The sequence below is a fragment of the Streptomyces sp. NPDC036764 genome (assembly GCF_055609385.1).
The window spans coordinates 249,679-269,040 of the sequence record NZ_JBVJPT010000009.1; the positions used below are offsets into that span (position 1 = coordinate 249,679).

Annotated in this window: 18 protein-coding genes; 12 read left to right on the top strand and 6 right to left on the bottom strand. The window is 71.3% G+C overall.

Annotated features, from left to right (window positions below; genetic code table 11):
* The first annotated feature begins 1 nt into the window (after position 1).
* The 9 genes from ACZ69Q_RS29640 to ACZ69Q_RS29680 are packed head-to-tail and all read left to right on the top strand — an operon-like array spanning position 2 to position 8,467.
* Positions 2-883, top strand: coding sequence for a carbohydrate ABC transporter permease (locus ACZ69Q_RS29640; RefSeq protein WP_471047332.1), 882 nt, complete (start codon positions 2-4; stop codon positions 881-883).
* Positions 880-1,710, top strand: coding sequence for a carbohydrate ABC transporter permease (locus ACZ69Q_RS29645; RefSeq protein ID WP_471047335.1), 831 nt, complete (start codon positions 880-882; stop codon positions 1,708-1,710). Before ACZ69Q_RS29640 ends, ACZ69Q_RS29645 begins: the two co-directional genes overlap by 4 nt.
* Positions 1,707-2,792 carry an ABC transporter ATP-binding protein gene (locus ACZ69Q_RS29650; RefSeq protein ID WP_471047338.1) on the top strand — a complete coding sequence of 362 codons (1,086 nt, stop codon included), beginning with the start codon at positions 1,707-1,709 and terminating at the stop codon, positions 2,790-2,792. The genes ACZ69Q_RS29645 and ACZ69Q_RS29650 overlap by 4 nt, the downstream gene beginning before the upstream one ends.
* On the top strand, positions 2,789-3,619 hold the full coding sequence (locus tag ACZ69Q_RS29655) for a DeoR/GlpR family DNA-binding transcription regulator (RefSeq protein ID WP_471047341.1): 831 nt from the start codon (positions 2,789-2,791) through the stop codon (positions 3,617-3,619). The genes ACZ69Q_RS29650 and ACZ69Q_RS29655 overlap by 4 nt, the downstream gene beginning before the upstream one ends.
* Positions 3,597-4,676 carry an ABC transporter ATP-binding protein gene (locus tag ACZ69Q_RS29660; RefSeq protein ID WP_471047343.1) on the top strand — a complete coding sequence of 360 codons (1,080 nt, stop codon included), beginning with the start codon at positions 3,597-3,599 and terminating at the stop codon, positions 4,674-4,676. Before ACZ69Q_RS29655 ends, ACZ69Q_RS29660 begins: the two co-directional genes overlap by 23 nt.
* Positions 4,673-5,701 (top strand): 2-hydroxyacid dehydrogenase, encoded by a 1,029-nt coding sequence (locus ACZ69Q_RS29665; protein WP_471047345.1) that lies wholly within the window; start codon positions 4,673-4,675, stop codon positions 5,699-5,701. The genes ACZ69Q_RS29660 and ACZ69Q_RS29665 overlap by 4 nt, the downstream gene beginning before the upstream one ends.
* A gap of 20 nt (positions 5,702-5,721) precedes the next feature.
* Positions 5,722-7,146, top strand: coding sequence for an FGGY family carbohydrate kinase (locus ACZ69Q_RS29670; protein ID WP_471047566.1), 1,425 nt, complete (start codon positions 5,722-5,724; stop codon positions 7,144-7,146).
* A gap of 26 nt (positions 7,147-7,172) precedes the next feature.
* Positions 7,173-8,234, top strand: a complete 1,062-nt coding sequence (locus tag ACZ69Q_RS29675) for a glycerophosphodiester phosphodiesterase family protein (protein ID WP_471047348.1) — start codon at positions 7,173-7,175, stop codon at positions 8,232-8,234.
* Positions 8,234-8,467, top strand: coding sequence for a hypothetical protein (locus tag ACZ69Q_RS29680; RefSeq protein WP_471047351.1), 234 nt, complete (start codon positions 8,234-8,236; stop codon positions 8,465-8,467). Before ACZ69Q_RS29675 ends, ACZ69Q_RS29680 begins: the two co-directional genes overlap by 1 nt.
* Before the next feature lie 3 nt (positions 8,468-8,470).
* Here the strand turns inward: ACZ69Q_RS29680 and ACZ69Q_RS29685 are convergent, their stop codons facing one another.
* On the bottom strand, positions 8,471-9,109 hold the full coding sequence (locus ACZ69Q_RS29685; protein WP_471047354.1) for a mycothiol-dependent nitroreductase Rv2466c family protein: 639 nt from the start codon (positions 9,107-9,109) through the stop codon (positions 8,471-8,473).
* 149 nt (positions 9,110-9,258) lie between these two features.
* On the opposite strand from ACZ69Q_RS29685, the gene pepN reads away from it, so the two are divergent.
* From pepN to ACZ69Q_RS29700, 3 genes are all read left to right on the top strand, one after another.
* Entirely contained in the window at positions 9,259-11,844 is a 2,586-nt protein-coding gene (pepN, locus tag ACZ69Q_RS29690) for an aminopeptidase N (protein WP_471047357.1), read from the top strand.
* Between the two features lie 208 nt (positions 11,845-12,052).
* Positions 12,053-13,105, top strand: coding sequence for a hypothetical protein (locus ACZ69Q_RS29695; protein WP_471047360.1), 1,053 nt, complete (start codon positions 12,053-12,055; stop codon positions 13,103-13,105).
* A 69-nt stretch (positions 13,106-13,174) separates the two neighbouring features.
* The gene (locus ACZ69Q_RS29700; protein ID WP_471047363.1) at positions 13,175-13,927 is read left to right on the top strand and encodes an aminotransferase-like domain-containing protein; all 753 of its coding nucleotides are present in this window, start codon (positions 13,175-13,177) and stop codon (positions 13,925-13,927) included.
* Between the two features lie 6 nt (positions 13,928-13,933).
* Here ACZ69Q_RS29700 and ACZ69Q_RS29705 read toward each other — a convergent pair whose 3' ends face one another.
* The 5 genes from ACZ69Q_RS29705 to ACZ69Q_RS29725 form a co-directional block, all read right to left on the bottom strand.
* Positions 13,934-15,136, bottom strand: coding sequence for a serine hydrolase domain-containing protein (locus tag ACZ69Q_RS29705; protein WP_471047365.1), 1,203 nt, complete (start codon positions 15,134-15,136; stop codon positions 13,934-13,936).
* A 99-nt stretch (positions 15,137-15,235) separates the two neighbouring features.
* Complete coding sequence (locus ACZ69Q_RS29710) at positions 15,236-17,026, bottom strand: TIGR03767 family metallophosphoesterase (RefSeq protein WP_471047368.1); 1,791 nt, start codon at positions 17,024-17,026, stop codon at positions 15,236-15,238.
* Positions 17,027-17,259: 233 nt separating this feature from the next.
* On the bottom strand, positions 17,260-18,189 hold the full coding sequence (locus tag ACZ69Q_RS29715) for a hypothetical protein (protein WP_471047370.1): 930 nt from the start codon (positions 18,187-18,189) through the stop codon (positions 17,260-17,262).
* Positions 18,186-18,578: a hypothetical protein gene (locus tag ACZ69Q_RS29720; RefSeq protein WP_383410868.1), complete on the bottom strand. Its 393-nt coding sequence runs from the start codon at positions 18,576-18,578 to the stop codon at positions 18,186-18,188. Before ACZ69Q_RS29720 ends, ACZ69Q_RS29715 begins: the two co-directional genes overlap by 4 nt.
* 123 nt (positions 18,579-18,701) lie before the next feature.
* Positions 18,702-19,169 (bottom strand): NUDIX hydrolase, encoded by a 468-nt coding sequence (locus ACZ69Q_RS29725; protein ID WP_471047373.1) that lies wholly within the window; start codon positions 19,167-19,169, stop codon positions 18,702-18,704.
* Between the last annotated feature and the right edge of the window lie 193 nt (positions 19,170-19,362).

Sequence of the window (19,362 nt, forward strand, 5' to 3'; positions counted from 1 at the left end):
GATGGGATGGCGGCTCGCCCTTCGCCCGTACGTCCTGATCGTCCCCGCCCTGCTGCTGACCTGCGGGATCCTCTACCCCTTCGGGCTCGGCCTCTACTACACGCTGTTCGACTTCTCGGCGAGCAAGCCACAGCCGGACATGGTGCGGTTCGAGAACTACGAGACCGTCTTCACGCAGGAGGCGTTCTGGAACTCGGCGTGGGTGACGGTGCTGTACGCGGTGGGGGCGGCCGCCGTGGAGACCGTGCTCGGCGTGGCCGTCGCGCTGCTGCTGCACCGGTCGTCCATCGTCGGGCGGGTGCTGGAGAAGATCCTGATCCTGCCGTTGATGATCGCTCCGGTGATCGCGGCGATCATCTGGAAGCTGATGCTCCAGCCGTCGGTCGGGGTCGTGAACTACCTGCTCAGACCCTTCGGGCTGGGCGGAGTGCAGTGGACGGACACCCCGACCGGCGCGCTGCTGTCGTCCATCGCCGTGGACGTGTGGGTGTACACGCCGTTCGTGGCGATCCTCGCGCTCGCCGGGCTGCGCTCGCTGCCCACCTCCCCCTTCGAGGCGGCGGCCGTCGACGGGGCGGGCTGGTGGTACACCTTCCGGCGGCTGACGCTGCCGATGCTGTGGCCGTACGTCCTGGTCGCGGTGATCTTCCGGTTCATGGACTCGCTGAAGGTGTTCGACATCATCTACGCCCTCACCGAGGGCGGGCCCGGTGACTCGACCGTGGTCCTGCAGATCCGGGCCTATCTGGAGGCGATCCGCTTCCAGCGCTACTCGTTCGGCATCAGCTACACGATCGTGCTGTGGGCCGTGGTGTATCTCGCCGCGATGGTGCTGGTGAAGCACCTCGGGAAGATCCAGCGGAAGGCGGCGGAGGTGAAATGACCCTACGAAAGCGCCTGCTCGGGTGGCTCGCGGACGCCGCCCTCATCCTCTACTTCGTCTTCGCGCTGTTCCCGATCGCCTGGATGGTGATCCTGTCGCTGAAGCCGGCGAACGAGCTCTTCTCCACCTACTTCTCCTTCTCCCCCACCCTCGACGGCTACCGCACGGTCCTCGGCGACAGCGAGGGCATCCCGTTCGTGCGGTTCTTCGTCAACAGCCTGGTGGTGTCGGTGGGCGCGGTGGTCCTGTCGCTCCTGGTCGGGCTGCCGGCCGCGTACGCCTCGGCGCGCTGGCGGTTCAAGGGCTCCGAGAACCTGATGTTCACGCTGCTGTCGTTCCGGTTCGCGCCCGAACTCACCGTGATCATCCCGCTGTTCGTGCTGTACCAGAAGCTCGGCCTGTTCGACACGTACGTCGGCATGGTGTGGGTGCTCCAGTTGGTCACGCTGCCGCTGATCGTGTGGATCATGCGGTCGTACTTCGCCGACCTCACGCCCGAGCTGGAACAGGCGGCGCTGCTGGACGGCTACACCCGCAAGCAGGCGTTCGTGCGGGTGGCGCTGCCGCTGGTGAAGCCGGGGGTGGCGGCCGTGTCCCTGCTGGCGTTCATCTTCGCCTGGAACAACTTCGTCTTCCCGTTGATCCTGACATCCAACGAGGCCCAGACCGTGACCGTGGGCGCGCTGTCCTTCCTCGGCGGCGACCGGCCCAAGTACAACCTCACGGCCGCCGCGGCGCTCGTCTCCGTCGTACCGCCGCTGCTGCTCGCGCTGACGATCCAGCGGTATCTGGTGCGCGGGCTGTCGTTCGGGGCGGTGAAGTCATGATCGTGCTGCGCGGCATCAGCAAGACCTACGGCAGGGTCACCGCGCTCGACGGGCTGGAACTGGACGTGCGCGAGGGCGAGTTCTTCTGCCTGCTCGGCCCGTCCGGAGCCGGCAAGACCACGACCCTGAAGACCGTCGCCGGGCTTGAGCTCCCCGACGCCGGCACCGTCGAGCTCGACGGCAGGGACATGCGGGGCGTCGAGCCGTACGACCGCGGCGTGGCGATGTGCTTCGAGAGCTACGCCCTCTACCCGCACAAGTCGGCCTACGACAACCTGGCCTCGCCGCTGCGCTCCCCGCGCCACCGCCTCCCCGCGGAACAGGCCCGGGAGCGGATCGGCGAGGTCGCCGAACTCCTCGGCATCTCGGCCCTGCTGGACCGTCCGGTGGGCCGGCTCTCCAACGGCCAGCGCCAGCGTGTCGCCCTCGGCCGCGTCCTGGTCCGCCCCGCCCGCGCCTTCCTCCTCGACGAGCCGCTGTCCCATCTGGACGCCAAGCTGCGCCAGCAGATGCGGGCGGAGCTGAAGGCGATCGGGGCGGTTCGGCGCACGACCACCCTCTACGTCACCCACGACTCGGTCGAGGCGCTGGCGCTGGGCGACCGGATCGGGGTGATCCGGGACGGGCGGATCGTGCAGACGGGCACCCGGGAGGAGATCTGGTACCGGCCTCACGACACGGAGGTCGCGCGGGCCTTCGGGCGGCCCCGGATCAACCTGCTGCCGGGGACGGTGACGGCCGACGGCGGCTTCCGTTCCGCCGACGGCGAGGTCGAGCTGCCGATCCGGGCCGCCGCGGCGTCCGGCACCCAGGTGCTGATCGGCGTCCGGCCCCGCGATCTCACCTTCGGCGAGGGCCCCGGGCACGAACTCACCGGCACCGTCTACGTCACCGAGGTGCTCGGCCGGTCCGTGGAGGTCACCGTGCGGCTCGGCGAGCAGCACCTGTCCCTGGTCGCCCCGCGCGGCGAGGCGGCCTCGCTTCGGCCCGACGATCCGGTACGACTGTCGGTCCGGCCTGAGAACCTGCTGCTGTTCGAGGCCGACCGGCCGGAGCGTCCAGGACGAAGGATCGGACCATGAACAACGCACAGCAGGGCCCCGCCGCCCGCCAGGCCGCCATGGCCGAGCAGGTCCTCGCCGACGGTTCCGCGACGGCCGCCGAGCTGGCCGAGCGGTTCGGGGTGAGCCTGATGACCATCCACCGGGACCTCGACGAGCTCGAACGGCAGGGGATCGTACGGAAGTCCCGGGGCGGGGTGACCGCGCAGCCGTCGGGGGTGTTCGAGTCGAACGTGCAGTACCGGCTGAAGACGATGCGCGCGGAGAAGGCCGCCGTCGCCGACCGCGCCCTGAAGCTGGTCGAGCCCGGCATGGCGATCATGCTGGACGACTCCACCTCCACCCTGGAGATAGCCCGCAGGCTGCGGCTCGGGGAGGTGACCCCGCTGACGGTCGTCACCAACTTCCTGGAGGCGATCAACATGCTCTCCGACCAGCGCGGCATCCACCTCATGGCCCTCGGCGGCGACTACGACCCGCTGCACTCCTCCTTCCTCGGCGTCTCCTGCGTCGAGGCGATCGAGCAGTTGCGCGTGGACGTCTGCTTCGCGTCGACGTCGGCCGTGCGCGGGGGTTACGCCTACCACCAGGAGCAGCACATCGTGTCGGTGAAGCGGGCGATGCTCGACGCGGCCGCCCGCAACGTCCTGCTGATCGACCACACCAAGCTCGCCCGCGTCGCCCTGCACCGGGTGGTCCCCCTGTCCCGCTTCGACCTGCTCCTCGTCGACGACGGGGCGTCGGCGGAGGCACTGCGGGACCTGGACGAGCACAAGGTCACCTACGAAGTCTGCGCGAAGCCACCGACCGTGACGAAGGGCAGCGATGACCGAGCTGGAGCTACGTGATCTGCGCAAGACCTACTCCGCGCGGGGCCGTCCGTCGGTGGACGCCGTACGCGGCATCGACCTGGCCCTGCGCTCCGGCGAGCTGCTCGGGCTGCTCGGTCCGTCGGGCTGCGGGAAGTCCACGACCCTGCGGATGATCGCCGGCCTCGAGACGGTGACCGGTGGAGACGTCCTGGTCGGCGGCTCGTCGGTGATCTCCCGGCCGGCCCGGCAGCGCAACGTCGGCGTCGCCTTCGAGAACTACGCCCTCTACCCGCCGCTCTCGGTGGCGGAGAACCTCGCCTTCGGCCTCAAGGCACGCAAGCGGGCCGACCGGGCCGACGTGGCCCGCAGGGTCAAGGAGATCGCCGAGCGCGTCGACCTCACCGGCATCCTCGACGCCCGCCCGGCCGGCCTGTCCAGCGGCCAGAAGCAGCGCGTGTCCCTGGCCCGCGCGCTGATCCGCGAACCGGACGTGCTGCTGCTCGACGAGCCGCTGTCCCACCTCGACGCGGCCCAGCGCGACACGACCCGCCGCGAACTCAAGCGCATCCAGCGGGACTTGGGCCATACGACCATCCTGGTCACCCACGACCAGGAGGAGGCCCTCTCCCTCGCCGACCGGATCGCCGTGATGAAGGACGGCGTGATCCAGCAGCTCGGCACCCCGTACGAGATCTACGACAGCCCCGCCAACCTCTTCGTCGCGGACTTCGTCGGCGAGCCCGCGATCAACCTCCTGCCCGGCGTGGCGACGGACGACGGCCACGCCCGGCTCTCCGACACGGCACGGATCGCGCTGCCGGTGCCGGTGGCGGCGGGCCGGGACGTGGTGGTCGGGATCCGCCCGGAGGACCTGGCGCTGACCGGCGAGGGCGGACTCGCCGCCCGCGTCGTGGCCCACGAACCCCTGCTGGAGTCGGGCATCGCGACCCTCGCCCTCGACGGCGTCGAACGCCCCCTCGTGGTCCTCACCGACGCCGAGGTACGCCTCGCCCACGACGACCGCGTCCACGTCACCGCCGACCCCGACCTCACCCATGTCTTCGACGCCGAGACGGGAGACTCCCTGCGATGACCAACGGGAACCGCGTGCGCGTGGTGGCCGCCGGCGACCATTTCATCCTGCCGTCGCTGATCAAGGACGCCCTCGCCCATGAACTTGCCTGCGATGTGGGCGAGTTGACGCTCGGCTGGCCGCTGGAGCCGTTCGGCCCGGTGGCCGAGGTGACCGAGGCGAGCGACGCCGAGGACGAGCTGATCGGCGCGCTCGCCGGGGCGCAGGCGCTGGTCACGCAGATGGGCCCGGTGACGGAACGCGTCCTGGACGCCTGCCCCGAGCTGCGGCTGGTGGTCGTGTGCCGGGGCGGCCCGGTGAACGTCAACCTGGACGCGGCCAAGCGGCACGACGTGCGGGTCTGCTACGCCCCCGGCCGCAACGCCGCCGCCACCGCCGAGTTCACCGTCGGCATGCTGCTGGCCGCCCTGCGCCGCATCCCGCAGGCCCACCACCTCTTGGCGCTGCGGGGTAGCTGGGACGGCTCGACGTACTACACCTACGACCACAGCGGCCTGGAACTGGAGGACCTGCCCGTCGGGCTCGTCGGCTACGGCGCCGTCGGCAGCCGGGTCGCGCGGGCGCTGTGCGCCTTCGGGGCGCAGGTGATGGTCTACGACCCCTACGCCCGCGGCGAGATCCACGGGCTGCGCCTCGCCTCCCTCGACGAACTCCTGCGCCGCTCCCGCGTCGTCACCCTGCACGCCCGGCTCACCGCGGAGACCCGCGGTCTGATCGGCGCCCGGGAGCTGGCTCTGCTGCCGCGGGGCGCGGTCGTCGTGAACGTGGCCCGCGGCCCGCTGCTGGACGAGGACGCGCTGTGCACGGCCCTGGAGGACGGGCACCTCTCGGCGGCGGCCCTGGACACCTACGTACAGGAGCCGCTGCCCGCGAACTCGCGGCTGCACGCCCTCGCCGACCGTGTCGTGCTGACCCCGCATCTGGGGGGTGCGTCGCGGGCGGTTGCGGAGAAGGCGGCGGCGATCGCGGCGGCCGAGGTGGGGCGCTGGGTGCGCGGGGAGCCGCTGGCGCACTGCCTGACGTGACGGGACTTCAGGAGGTCGGCATGTACGTCGGTATCGATGTGGGCACGTCCATGGTGAAGGCCGCCGCCTTCGACGACGCCGGTCTCGAACTGGCCGTCGCGGCCCGGCCGGTGGGCCTCGCGCTGCACGGCGGGTTCGTGGAGCAGGACATGGAGGAGGTGTACGGGGCGGTCGTCGCCGTGCTGGAGGAGGTGACCTCCCGGGTGCCGGAACCCGTCGAGCTGGCCGGGCTCACCGGGCAGGGCGACGGGGTGTGGCTGGTCGACGCCGAGGGGCGGCCGGTGCGGGCGGCGGCGTCCTGGATGGACGGGCGGGCGCACGAGCTGGTCGACCGGTGGCTGGCGGACGGCACGTTCGAGACGGTGTTCCGGCGGACGGGCAGCGCGATGTTCCCGGGCTGCCCGGGGCCGCTGCTGGCGTGGCTGGAGAGCCATGAGCCGAAGGCGCTGGATGCCGCGGCGGCCGCCCTGTACTGCAAGGACATGGTGTTCCAGCGGCTGACGGGGGCGGGGCCGGCCACGGATGTGTCGGACGCCTCGATGCCGTTCCTGGACCCGCGGACGCGGAGTTACGACAACCGGGTCGTGGAGCTGCTCGGGCTGGCCCACCGGCGCGGGCTCCTCGCGCCGGTCAGCGATCCGGTCGCGACGGCGCCGGCGCGCGGCGACGGCCTCGCGGCCGGGACCCGGCTCGCGAACGGGCCGTACGACCTGCCGGCCTGCGCGCTGGGCGCGGGCGTGACCTCGCCCGGCGACGGCCTCCTCATCGTCGGCACCTGTCTGGCCAGCCTCGTCGCCACCACCGACCTGGATCTGACCGGTGAGCCGGCCGGCCTGTACATCAGCACCGACCGGCCCGGGCACTGGCTGCGCGCGATGCCCGCGATGGTCGGTACGGCGGCGCTGGACTGGGTGCTGTCGACGACGGGCGTGCGGCACGAGGAGGTCGACGGACTGCTGGCCGAGACCCCGACGGGGGCGCACGGGGTGCGGGTGCTGCCGTACTTCGCGCCGTCGGGTGAGCGCGCGCCGTTTGTGGAGCCCCGGCTGCGCGCCGAACTGACCGGCGTCTCCCTGGAGTCGACGCGTGCCGATCTGGTCCGGGCGACCTGCGAGGGCATCGGCTACGCGGCCCGGCACTGTCTTGAGGCGGCCGGGCTGACCGGGACGCTCGCCGTATGCGGCGGCGGGACGCGCAGCCCCGCCTGGATGCGGCTGCTCGCCGACGTCCTGGGGCGGCCGCTCAGGGTCGTCGAGGGCGAGGTGGGCGCGCGCGGCGCGGTGCTCGCGGCGGCCGAGCGGTACGGCCGGGCACTCGACGCCGAGGCGTGGACCCGGCCGACGGCGGTGATCGAGCCGGACGCGGCACGGGCCGCGTACTACGCGGAGGCGTACGGGGAACACCTGACCCGCCTGAGTCAGGCGCGCGCCCGGGCCCGCGCCTGAAGAACCCCGCGACGAAAGGGAGTTGGATGCATCCGAGACGTAGATCCCTGCTGCTCGCGGCCGCCGGCACCACGGCGGCCGCCGCCGTACCCGCGACCGCCACCGCCGCACCCGGGTCCCACCCCGCGCGAAGGCCGCTCGTCATCGGCCATCGCGGCGCGGCCGGCTGGCGTCCCGAGCACACGGCGGCCTCGTACACGTACGCCGTGCAGACCGGCGCCGACTGGATCGAACCTGACCTGGTGCCGACGAAGGACCATGTGCTGGTGGTCCGGCACGAGAACGAGATCTCGCAGACCACCGACGTGGCCTCGCACCCGGAGTTCGCGGGCCGCCGGACGACGAAGACGGTGGACGGGCGGGCGGTGACGGGCTGGTTCACCGAGGACTTCACGCTGGCGGAGCTGAAGACGCTGCAGGCGGTGGAGCGGCTGCCCCAGGTCCGCAACCGCAACACCGTGTTCGACGGCCGCGAGGAGGTCCTCACCCTCCAGGAGGTCGTCGACCTGGCGCGCGGGCTGTCGAAGACGTACGGCCGGACGATCGCCGTGTTCCCGGAGACCAAGCACCCGACGTACTTCCGCTCGCTCGGCCTGCCGTTGGAGCCGAAGCTGGCGCAGGTGATCCGGCGCAACCGGCTGGGGCGGCGCGAGTGCGTCGTGCAGTCCTTCGAGCCGACGAGCCTGAAGCGGATCGCGGCCGAGAAGCTGGGGCTGGATCTGTGGCAGGCGCTGGGGACCACGGGCGGGCCCTACGACCTGGTCTCCTCCGGTGATCCGACGACGTACAAGGACATGATGACCCCGGCGGGGCTGGCGCGGATCGCGGCGTACGCCGAGTGGATCGGGCCGGACAAGTCCTCGCTCGGCGGCACCTCGCTCCTCGCGGACGCGCACGCTGCGGGGCTGCGGGTGGGGCCGTACACCTTCCGCGCGGAGAACCAGTTCCTGCCGCCGGACCTGCGGCGGGGAACCGGACCGAACGATTTCGGGGACGCGTTCGCGGAGTACGCGCTGTACTACGGGCTGGGGGTCGACGCCGTGGTGACCGACTTCCCCGATCTGGCGGTGATGGCGAGGAGGGGTTGATGAGGACCCGCACACTGGACTGCCCGACCTGCGGAACCATGCAGATCTTCCGGATCCTCGACAAGGAGGAGAGGGCGGCGGTACGGGAGAAGGAGGGACCCGGCTACTTTCTGGACAACCTGTGGCGGTGCACCGGCAAGGGCTGTCTGACGTACTACCCGCAGTTCAACAAGGCCGGCTACGGCCGCCTCCCCGAGAAGTTCCTCGCCAAGGAGACCGCAGCCGGCGAGTGAGCCCTACAGGTTACTGAAATCCGGGCCCTTGGTGCGCGTCCGCTTGATCTCGTAGAAGCCCGGCACGGAGGCCACGGCGAGGGTGCCGTCCCAGAGCCGGGCGGCGTCCTCGCCCTTGGGGGCCGGGGTGACGACCGGGCCGAAGAAGGCGATCTGCTCGCCGTCGGCGCCGGGGACGGCGATGACCGGCGTGCCGACCTCCTGGCCGACCTTGTCGATGCCCTCCTTGTGGGAGGCGCGGAGCTGCGGCTCGTACGCAGTGCCGTCCCAGTGGTCCATGAGGGACTCGGGCAGGCCGACCTCCTTCACGGCGGCGGCGACCGCCTCCTTGGTCGGGCCCTCGCCCTGGTTGTGGATGCGGGTGCCGAGCGCGGTGTAGAGGTCGCCGAGCACCTCGGCGCCGTGCTCCTCCTGCGCGGCGATGACGACCCGGACCGGGCCCCACGCCTTGGTCTCCAGCAGTTCGCGGTACTCCTCGGGCAGGTCGTCCAGCTTGTCCTCGTTGAGGACGGCGAGGCTCATCACGTGCCAGCGGACCTCGATGTCACGGACCTTCTCCACCTCCAGGACCCAGCGCGAGGTCATCCAGGCCCAGGGGCACAGCGGGTCGAACCAGAAGTCGACGGGGGTCTTGTCCGACATGTCTCTCCTCATGAGGCAAGCAGGTCTCGGCTGAACCTCTGGGGGAACACCGCTGCTCGCCCGGCCATTCCCCGGTGCCAGGGGTCGGGGGCACATGGCAGGATCGGGTGCTGTCCGCATACTGAACGCCACCCCAGGGAGTGTCACCCGTGCCCGGTGAGAATCTGTCCCGCGACGAGGCCCGGGAGCGGGCCGCCCTGCTGTCCGTCGACGGGTACGACGTGTCCCTCGACGTCCGTTCCGCGCTCGGCGACGACGACTCCGACAGCGGCGGTCCGCGCACCTTCCGCTCGGTGACCACCATCCGCTTCCGCTGCAACGAGCCCGGCGCGACGAGCTTCGCGGACCTGATCGCGCCGAGCGTGACGGCCGTCTCCCTCAACGGCAAGGACCTCGACCCGAGCGAGGTCTTCGACGGCTCGCGCATCGCCCTGGAGGACCTGGCCGCCGACAACGAACTCGTCGTCGACGCCCAGTGCGCCTACTCCCGCACGGGCGAGGGCCTGCACCGCTTCGTCGACCCCGAGGACGGCGAGGTCTACCTCTACACGCAGTACGAGCCGGCCGACTCCCGCCGGGTCTTCGCGAACTTCGAGCAGCCGGACCTCAAGGCGCCGTTCCGCTTCGAGGTACGGGCGCCCGAGGCGTGGACGGTGTGGAGCAACGGCACCGGTGAACACGCGGACGGCATCTGGAAGTTCGCGGAGACGAAGCCGATCTCGACGTACATCACGTGTGTCGTGGCGGGCCCGTACCACTACGTCACGGACTCCTACGAGCGCGCCCTCGCCGACGGCTCGACGCTGCGGATCCCGCTCGGCGCGATGTGCCGCAAGGGCCTCGCGCCCCACTTCGACGCCGACGACATCTTCCTGGTCACCAAGCAGGGGCTGGACTTCTTCCACGACCACTTCGACTACCCGTACCCCTTCGGCAAGTACGACCAGGCGTTCGTGCCCGAGTACAACCTGGGCGCGATGGAGAACCCGGGGATGGTGACCTTCCGGGAGGAGTTCGTCTTCCGCGGCAAGGTGACGCAGGCGTCGTACGAGGGCCGGGCGAACGTCATCCTGCACGAGATGGCGCACATGTGGTTCGGCGACCTGGTCACCATGGTGTGGTGGGACGACCTGTGGCTGAAGGAGTCCTTCGCGGACTTCATGGGCACGTTCGCCAATGTCGGCGCGACCCGCTTCAAGAACGCCTGGATCACCTTCGCCAACCGCCGCAAGGCGTGGGCGTACCGGGCCGACCAGCTCCCCTCCACGCACCCGATCACGGCGGACATCCGCGACCTGCAGGACGCCAAGCTCAACTTCGACGGCATCACGTACGCCAAGGGTGCCTCGGTCCTCAAGCAGCTCGTGGCGTACGTCGGCCAGGACGCGTTCCTGGAGGGCGCGCGGCGCTACTTCAAGCGGCACGCGTACGGCAACACGCAGCTCGGCGACCTGCTGTCGGTGCTGGAGGAGACCAGCGGCCGGGACATGGGCGCCTGGGCGCGCTCCTGGCTCCAGACGGCGGGCGTGAACTCGCTGACCCCGCAGGTGCTGCTGGACGGCGAGGGCCGGGTGAGCGAGCTGGCGGTGGTGCAGGAGGCCGCCGAGTCGCACCCGGAGCTGCGCCCGCACCGGGTGGCGGTGGGTCTGTACCGGCGCACCACGGACGGGGCGCTGGAGCGGTACGCGCGCGCCGAGGTCGACGTCGACGGGCCGCGCACGATCGTGACGGAACTGGCGGGCGCCGAGGCGCCGGAGCTGGTGCTGGTCAACGACGACGACCTGACGTTCTGCAAGACCCGTTTCGACGACACGTCGCTGGCGACACTGCGGGACGCGCTCGGCGACATGACCGACCCGCTGGCGCGTGCCCTGTGCTGGTCGGCGCTGTGGAACATGACGCGGGACGCGCTGCTGCCGGCCCGGGAGTTCATCGACCTGGTGCTGAGGTTCGCGTACCGGGAGTCCGACATCGGCGTCCTTCAGATGCTGCACGCGTGGGCGGAGTCGGCGCTGACCAACTACGCGGCGCCGCAGTGGCGGGAGAAGGGCGCGGCGTTGCTGCGGCAGGGCACGGAGGTCCAGCTCCTCGCCGCCGAGCACGGCAGCGAACACCAGCTCGCGATGGCTCGGTTCTACGCCCGGGTGACCGACGCATCGGGCGCGGAGCTGCTGACGGGCCTGCTCGACGGTTCGGCGACGGTCGACGGTCTCGACGTGGACCAGGAGCTGCGCTGGGCACTGCTGGACACCCTGGCCACGTACGGCGTCGTCGGCGAGAAGGAGCTGGCGGCCGAGCTGGCCCGGGACGACACGGCGTCCGGCAGGCGGCACCAGGTGCGCTGTCTGGCCGCGCGGCCGTCCGAGGCGGTGAAGGCGCAGGCGTGGGCGCAGGTCGTCGAGTCGGACGCGCTGTCCAACGCGCTGGTGGAAGCGACCATCGCGGGCTTCGTGCGGCCCTCGCAGCGGGAGCTGCTGGCGCCTTACGCCGAGAAGTACTTCGCCGTGATCGAGCGGGTGTGGGCCGAGCGGTCCATCCAGATCGGCATGGACGTGGTCCGTGGCCTGTTCCCCGGGCTCCAGCAGTCGCAGGCCACCGTGGACGCGACGGACGCCTGGCTCGCGGCGCACGAGGACGCGGCTCCGGCGCTGCGGCGGCTGGTGCTGGAGGCACGGGACGATCTGGCGCGGGCACTGCGGGGGCAGGCGTGTGACGCGGCGGCGTCAACCGACTGAGACCTTTGGCCAACGGTCATGGCCTGCGTGACCGTTACGGAATTCAGGCAATAGCAGCCGTAACCCCTGGTCCCACCCGATTGGACCAGGGGTTTTCCGTGCGTACTCGGCATCCGAACACCCGTCCTTTAGTGCCGGGTTGTCCGTTTTTGTCGACGGGCCTGTAACAGCGGTTAGCGGACCGGCCGGGCACGGGAACCTCCGGGTCATGAACCACAACACCCCGCTGTCCCCCCGCCCCCTGCGTCACCTCTCCGAGATCCACCGCCGTGTCATGACGACCGCTCAGCTCAAGTCGCACGGCGTCGCGGCCGCCGAGATGAACGAGCAGTGCCGCCCCGGTGGCCCCTGGCAGCAGATCCTCCCCGGCGTCCTGCTGCTCCACCCCGGCCCGCCCACCAGCGAGGAGCGTCTGCACGCGGTGCTGATGTACGCCTCGCGGGAGCGCACGCCCGGCGTGCCGGCCCAGCCGAACGCCGGCGAGGAGCACGCCGCCCCCGCCTACGCCGAGGTGATGATCACGGGCCTCGCGGCGCTGACCCTGCACGGCTTCTCCGCCACGCCGCCGCTGACCGCCCTGGACACGATCGACGTCCTGGTCCCGCGGATGCGCCGGCTGCGTTCCACGGGCTGCGCCCGCGTCCTGCGCGCCCCCGCGCTGCCCACGCCCCGGCAGGTCACCGGCCTCCCGGTGGCGCCGGTCCCGCGTGCCCTGGCCGACGCGGTCGCCGAGCTCACCGACGCGAGCGCCGTACGCCGTCTGCTGACCGAGGCCGTGCGCGGCGGGCACTGCGAACCGGCTTCGGTGGTGCGGGAGTTGAACCAGGCGAAGCTGCTCAGCCGCCCGCACGTGGTGGACGCGGTGGACTCCCTGCTCGCCGAGGGCCGCGCCATCGCCGAGGACCGCCTGTACGCGATGGTCCACGAGCACGGCCTGCCCGACCCGGTCTGGAACGTTGACCTGCGGCTGCCGGGCGGCCCCCACCTCGGTGGCCTGGACGCCTACTGGCCGGAGCAGGCGGTGGCGGTGGAACTGGACACCCGCGCACCGCGCCAGGGCCAGCGGCAGGACGACGACGCCCTGTGGTCGGAGTACGCCCGCAAGCGCGAGACCTTGGAGCGCCTCGGCATCACGGTCGTCTACATCACCCCGAAGAAGCTGCGGGACGCGCTGGAGCAGCAGGCCGCGGTGGTCCGTACGGCCCTGATGGCGGCGGCCGACCGTGATCCGGCCGCGTATGTCGTGGTGCTGCCGCGGTAGTGACGGACCGCGAAGGCAGCATCAGGAGGGGAGAGGAGGGGCCGCCGGCCACACCGGCGGCCCCTCCTCGTGTCGTCCCCGGCACCGCGTCATGCGGCCGGGCAGTCGACGGCGACGGGCCGGCGGGCCGTACTGACAACGCCGGCGCACCAGTTCCCGCTGGGCACCGTCCTGGCGCCCGAGCGGCGCGCCGCCCTGCTGCGATGGGCCCGCCGGGTGGACGGCGTCGTCCTGAAGGACGACTACGACGCGGAGTTCAGCTACGACCGCCGTCCGGTCGCGGCGCTGCAGGGCATGGACCCCTCGCGCGTCGTCCTGTTCAAGTCGCTGAGCAAGATCCACTCCCCCGCGCTCGGCATCGGATGGATCGTGGCACCGCCCCGCTGGACCCGGCATCTGCACCGTTCCGACCAGACGTCGGCCCAGCCCCCGACCCTCGACCAGCTCGCCTTCGCCGCGCTGCTGGAGTCGGGCGCGTACGACCGCCACCTGCGCGCCTGCCGCAAGCGGTACCGCGACCGCCGCGACGCCCCGGTGCGAGCCCTCGCCGAGGAGTTGCCCGGCGTCCCGGTCTGCGGCATCGCGGCCGGCCTCCACCTCATCCTCCAGTTCCCCGCCGACGTGGACTGCGCCGCCGTGGTCCGGGCCGCGGCCGCCCGGTCGTTGCGCATCGCCGACCTCACGGCCTATCACGCCACCGAGGACCACGCCGATCACGGCCTGGTCCTCGGGTACGGCAATCTCGCGGATGGGGCGGTGCGGGACGCCGTACGGCTTCTAAGCGAGGCGATCGAAGACGTGGGGGCGTCCAGCCTGCCCTGAGCAGTACTACGGGCGCATGAACCCGGTGCCCGGTGTCCGGGTCCGCTCGCTCACCGCAGTGGCCTTTCCGCAGAACTCCGCCTCGACCACGGCGTCGGTGTCTCCCGACCAGTCCCCGTTGAAGTTGAAGGCCAGGGAGTGGCGGCCGTCGGCCGTCGTCACCGCCTCCGACGTCGAGCCGTGGATGCCGCCGCCATGACCCCAGACCGTGACGCCACAGCTCAGCTCGCGTTCCATCAGGCCGAGGCCGTACCCCGCGTTCGGGATGGCGTCGACCTTGATCGTGGTCTTCATCTCGGAGAGCTGCTTCGCGGGCAGCAGCCTGCCCTTCAGCAGGGCCGTGTAGAAGCGGCCGAGGTCGGTGGAGTCGGAGATCATCTCGCCGGCCGAGTAGGCCAGGGACGGGTTGATCCTCGTGACGTCGTACGTCGGACCCGTCGCCGTCTCGGCCAGCTTGGAGTAGGCCCGGCTGCTCGGGCCCGGCACCGTCACGCGCGTGCCCGGGACGGAAGTGCCGCTCAGGTGCAGGGGCTTGACGATGCGGTCGCGGACCTCGGCGCCGTAGGGGCGGCCGGTGGCCTTCTCGATCACCATGCCGGCCAGGACGTAGTTGGTGTTGGAGTAGTTCCACGAGGTGCCCGGCGCGAAGTCCGGTTCGTGGGTCATGGCGAGGGCGACCAGTTCCGCGGGCTTCTTGGTGTCGTAGCGGTGCTCGAAGAAGCCGTCCTTGAGGAAGTAGGTGCGGCCGAAGTCCTCGTCGGCGGTGTAGTTGAAGATGCCGCTTGTGTGGTTCAGGAGCCGGCGCAGGGTGACCTTGCGGCCGTCGTGGCCGTTGCCGCGCACCAGGCCCGGCAGCCACTTGTCCACGCTGTCGTCGAGCGACAGCCGGCCCTCGGCCTCCAACTGGAGCAGCACGGTGGCGACGAAGGTCTTGGTGATGCTGCCCACCCGGTAGCGGTCGTCGGCCGAACGCGGCTTCCCCGTCCTGAGGTTGCCGACGCCCGCCGTCGCCGACCAGGTGCCGTGGCCGTCCCTCGCCGTCACCGTCACACCGGGGACGCCCGCCCCGACCGCCGCCTCGGCGGCCTTGCGGGTCGCCTCGTGGCCGGTGCTGGCGGGCGCCGCCGCCAGCGCCGGGGCCGCGAGGGCCACCGAAAGCGCCACCGCCGTCGCGGCCACGAGGGCCGCGCGGGTCGTACGTACGCTCATGTCTCTCCCCCTTCTGCACGCTCTCGTCGAGCGTGGTCGCGGGGAGAGACCGGGCGCCTGCTGCGAAGGTTGAAGCGGGATGGGGCAGTTGAGCGCGATTCAGCCCTTCTTCAGCACCAGCTCCGTGTTGCGGTCCTTGCGGTCGCCGCCCAGCTTCGTGCTCGCGCCAGGGGCGTTCAGGGACAGCTCCCGGTAGAGGGCGGCCAGGCCCGTCTGGGAGAGGTCGGTGAAGCTGGTGCGGTGCGGGGCCGAGGACTCGATCAGCGTGGTGAACAGGGAGATCGTGCCGTCCTTGTTGTCCACCACCTCGATGATGCGGGCGAGCTGGGGGAAGTCGACGTGGGAGGCGGTGGAGATCTCCCAGAACGCGTGGCCGCCGGTGCCGGAGTGCGGGGTGATGACGTTCTTGTGGATATGGCCGTTCACCCAGGCCAGGACGTTGCGATGGCCGCCGAGGAGCTGGACCAGCTCGGCGCCGCCCACCCGCCGCTCGCTCGGGCGGGCCGGGTCGCGGCGCAGGTTGTCCATCGTCTCGCTGGTGTGATGGCTGAAGATGATCGCGTACGAGTCCTTGTTCTCCCGCAGCGTCCGGTCCAGCCACTTGAACTGGGCCGCCCCGATGGACCCTTCGTAGTGGCCGCCCGGGTCGGTGGTGTCGAGGCTGATGCCGATGACGTCGTCGGCGATGCGGAAGCTGTAGTACTGCGTGCCCGCGTCCAGGTTGGCCGTCGAGTAGCCGTGGCCCACGGGACCGTGGCCGCGGTGGGCCGGGTTCAGGTGGGCACGGACGTAGTCCTTGGGCGTGAACGGGGCGCGGCTCTCGTCCGGCGTGACCGAGCGCATCGATCGGGCGTGGGCCTTGAGGAAGTCCTTGAAGACGGTGCCCCTCGGGTCCTTGTCCTGCTTGAGCGAGTCCTGGAGCTTCTTGGCGTCCGCGGCGGAGACGTTCATCAGCTTCTTGCCGCCGACGGCGAGGTCGGTGAGGTAGGAGTCGCTGTGCGAGGCGTAGGTGCCGAGCGGCATCGCGTCGTGGTTGCCGACGGTCGAGTACCACGGGATGTTCAGGCCGGGGCTGCGCATCTGGCGGATCGCGGCGGCCAGATAGCCGTCGATGTGCGGGAAGCCGAGCTGCTTGTCGGCGTCGCGGACGGAGTCGTCGGCCTGCCAGTACAGCTTCAGGCCGCTGTTCTGGACGCCCTCGTAGTGCCGCGGGTCACCGGTGTTGGGGGTGACCCGGCCACCGCTCATCACCGTCAGGAACCACTCCAGCTCGGACTTGCAGTTGTTGTCCGTGTTGTCGCCGGTGGTCATGGCGAAGTGGAGCGGGGCGCCGGTGACGGGGGCGCCCCGCAGCGCGTTGATCCGCTCGACGAGCGCGACGGCGCCCGGCACGGTCAGCGCCTCCTGCGGACGCCAGGCGTGCACGTCCGTCGAGCGCAGGTACTCCAGGCGCAGCGGGTGCTGGGCGTCGATCAGGTGCAGGTCGGTGAGCTGCACGAAGGAGGCGAGCGCCGTACGGCGGCTCTCGCGGCCGGACTTGGCGGCGGCCAGGTTCTCGCGGACGACCCGCTTCCAGCCGGGCCCGTCGACGAGCCGGCGGTAGCCGCCGCTGCCCTGCGGCGTGGCGACGTTCGCGACGGTGGTGCCGCGGGTGTACGGCGCGAGGGCGACCGGCACCCTGCGGGAGGCGCCGACGGGCGCCTCGGCGGCGGCGTTGTCCGCGGCGGCGTCCGGCGCGCCCGCGGCGCCGTGGGTGGTGGCGGCCTCACTGTCCGTGGGCCGCAGGGCGTAGCCGACGCCCGCGGAAAGGGCCACCGCCCCGGTGGCGGCGAGCAGGGTACGGCGGTGGACCCCCAGCGCGGAGCTGGCGACAGAGCGTATGCGCGACATGGCGCGATCTCCCCGAGTGCGAACGCGTCGGCAGTGGTCGCGGGCTGGTCGCGGATGCGAACATCCCGCTCACTGTGGATCGTTGGCATCGGGAGTGACCTGCGCATGAACATGACTGCAACGCGCAGCGCCGATCACCGTACGTCGATCTTGGCCTACCTTCCGCGTCCACGGCCGCTCCTCGAACGGCCGGGAGGTGGCTACTCCGCGTTCATCTTCCGGGGTAGGTGAAGCTACTCATCGGGCTGAGCGGAGTCGGGTGGATCCGTCTCGGGCACGATCGCCACGAAGGTGTTCACGGCCTCGCTGTAGACCGCCAGGGCCTCCTTCTCGACGGCCGGCCGGTACCAGGTGTTGACCTGGTAGGACTTGCCGCCCGCGTTGAACCCCAGCAGACGGGCGTGCCACGGGACTCCGCTGAGCTGGAAGGTGTACTCCCAGACGACGGCCGGGTAATCACGGAACGTCGTCGCCTTCAACTGGATCCTCCGGTAGCGCTCCCCCTGGGAGGCGTTGCGCTCCGAGGTCCGCCAGATCGCGAGCAGGTCCCCACGGTCGAGCGACGACTTGGCCGCGAGTTCCTGGGTGCCGTCGGGAGAGGTGTAGTGCACCTCGGCTCCCGTCTTCACATCCCTGCGCCAGCCGTCGGGCACCACCCAGGCGAACCCGCCGGACTCCTTGCGCGCCCCCTCCGGCAGCGTCGGCGACGGCGAAGCCCCGACGACGATGGGCAGGGGCTGCGTCGCACCGCCGCCCGAGGCCCACACCGAGACGCCGGCAACCGTGGCGACGACCAGGACCGCGGCGAGGACGAGTGCGCCGACCGGCCTGCGACGCGGCGCGGCCGGAGCCGGGGCGTATGCGACGCGCGGTCCTGCGGCTCCCAGGGCGATCGGCAGGTCGAGCGTGTAGTGATGCCCGGAGGCGGGAGGCTCCTCCCCTTGCGCCGGGGGCCGCTCGCTCGCCGCCGGCTCTTTCCCGTCGGCTTTTGCAAGGGGTTGCCGATCGCCTGGTCCCGCGGGATCGAAGTCGAGCAGCGCCGCCAGATACCTCCGCCACAGCGGCAGGTCCCTGCGCCGCCCGTGCTCGATCAGCCTCTCCCGTGCCTCGGGCCGGGCCTGGGTCAGCGAGATCCAGTAGCGATGCGCGAGGCGCCCGCTCACGATTCGAGCACCTCCGCCCCGCCCGGCACGTCCGTGGGGCCCTGCCCCGTCGGCTCGGCCCGGCCTCCCGCGATCGCCGCCTGCAAGGGCCGCAGGTTGCCGAGCTGCCCCAGCAGGGCCGGTGCCGTGGCGCCCACGGCGACGGCGGCGAGGCCGCCCGTGAGCTGCGGGGAGAAGATCCAGCCCGCCCCGGCGCCGAGCGAGACGCGGGTGAGGGCCGCCAGCGCGTCGGACGGCGGGTCGACGTACTTGGCGAGTCTCGGCAGCCTGTCCCGCCGTCTGCTCCGGGACAGGGCCCGGTGCCGGGCCTCCTGCCAGGCCGCGATGCGCCCGTAGAGGACCATGATCTCCACGACGAGACCGCCCAAGGCGCCGTATGCGATGGACATCGACCAGCCCATGGCCGTCCCCCTCGGCGATGGCGATGCGCGCGGCCGGACCCGCGCCCGCGGGCTCAGCATCCCAGAAAGGGGCACCTTCCGGGAGGGAGTTGGCATAGCCGGGCAGACCAGTTACTCCTGGACATCCACCGGTCCGACGACCCGCCCCGCCGCCGGTCGCTCGCGCCACAGGGACAGCCCCTTGTCGACCATGGAGACACGGGTCAGCTCCGGCACCCCGTCCATCGGATGCCAGGCCGCCATGTCGGTGGAGCCATTGGCCTCGTAGCGCAGTTCGCCGCCGGTGATCCGGGCCTCGTAGACGAGCCGTACGCCGTGGTGGTCGACGCTTCGTCCGAGGCGGCCCGGGAAGACGCGGTGGGAGGAGTCGATGCCGAGCAGGCCGGTCGGTTCGACGAGGTAGCCGGTCTCCTCCTCCACCTCGCGCACGACCGTGTCGTAGGGATCCTCGCCGTGTTCCATGCCGCCGCCGGGCAGCACCCATTCGAAGCCGCCGCCGGGGGCCGGGGAACGCGCGAGGAGGAGCTGTCCGTCTCGAACGCATATGGCGTAGGCCGCCACCCTCAACTTCTTCTGCACGTGGGGACGTTAGTCGGCCGGAGCCGAATCGGCAGGTGAATTTCCGGCACTACGGGCGGCTCACCCCTTTTGCGTCACCTGCCCCATATGCATCGCGGGTTTTCCCCACCCGTTCATTTCGATTGGGTCAACTCTTCCCAAACATCCTTCCCTTGCATAAGGCTGTGCGGTCGTCCGGGATCACATTCCGGAC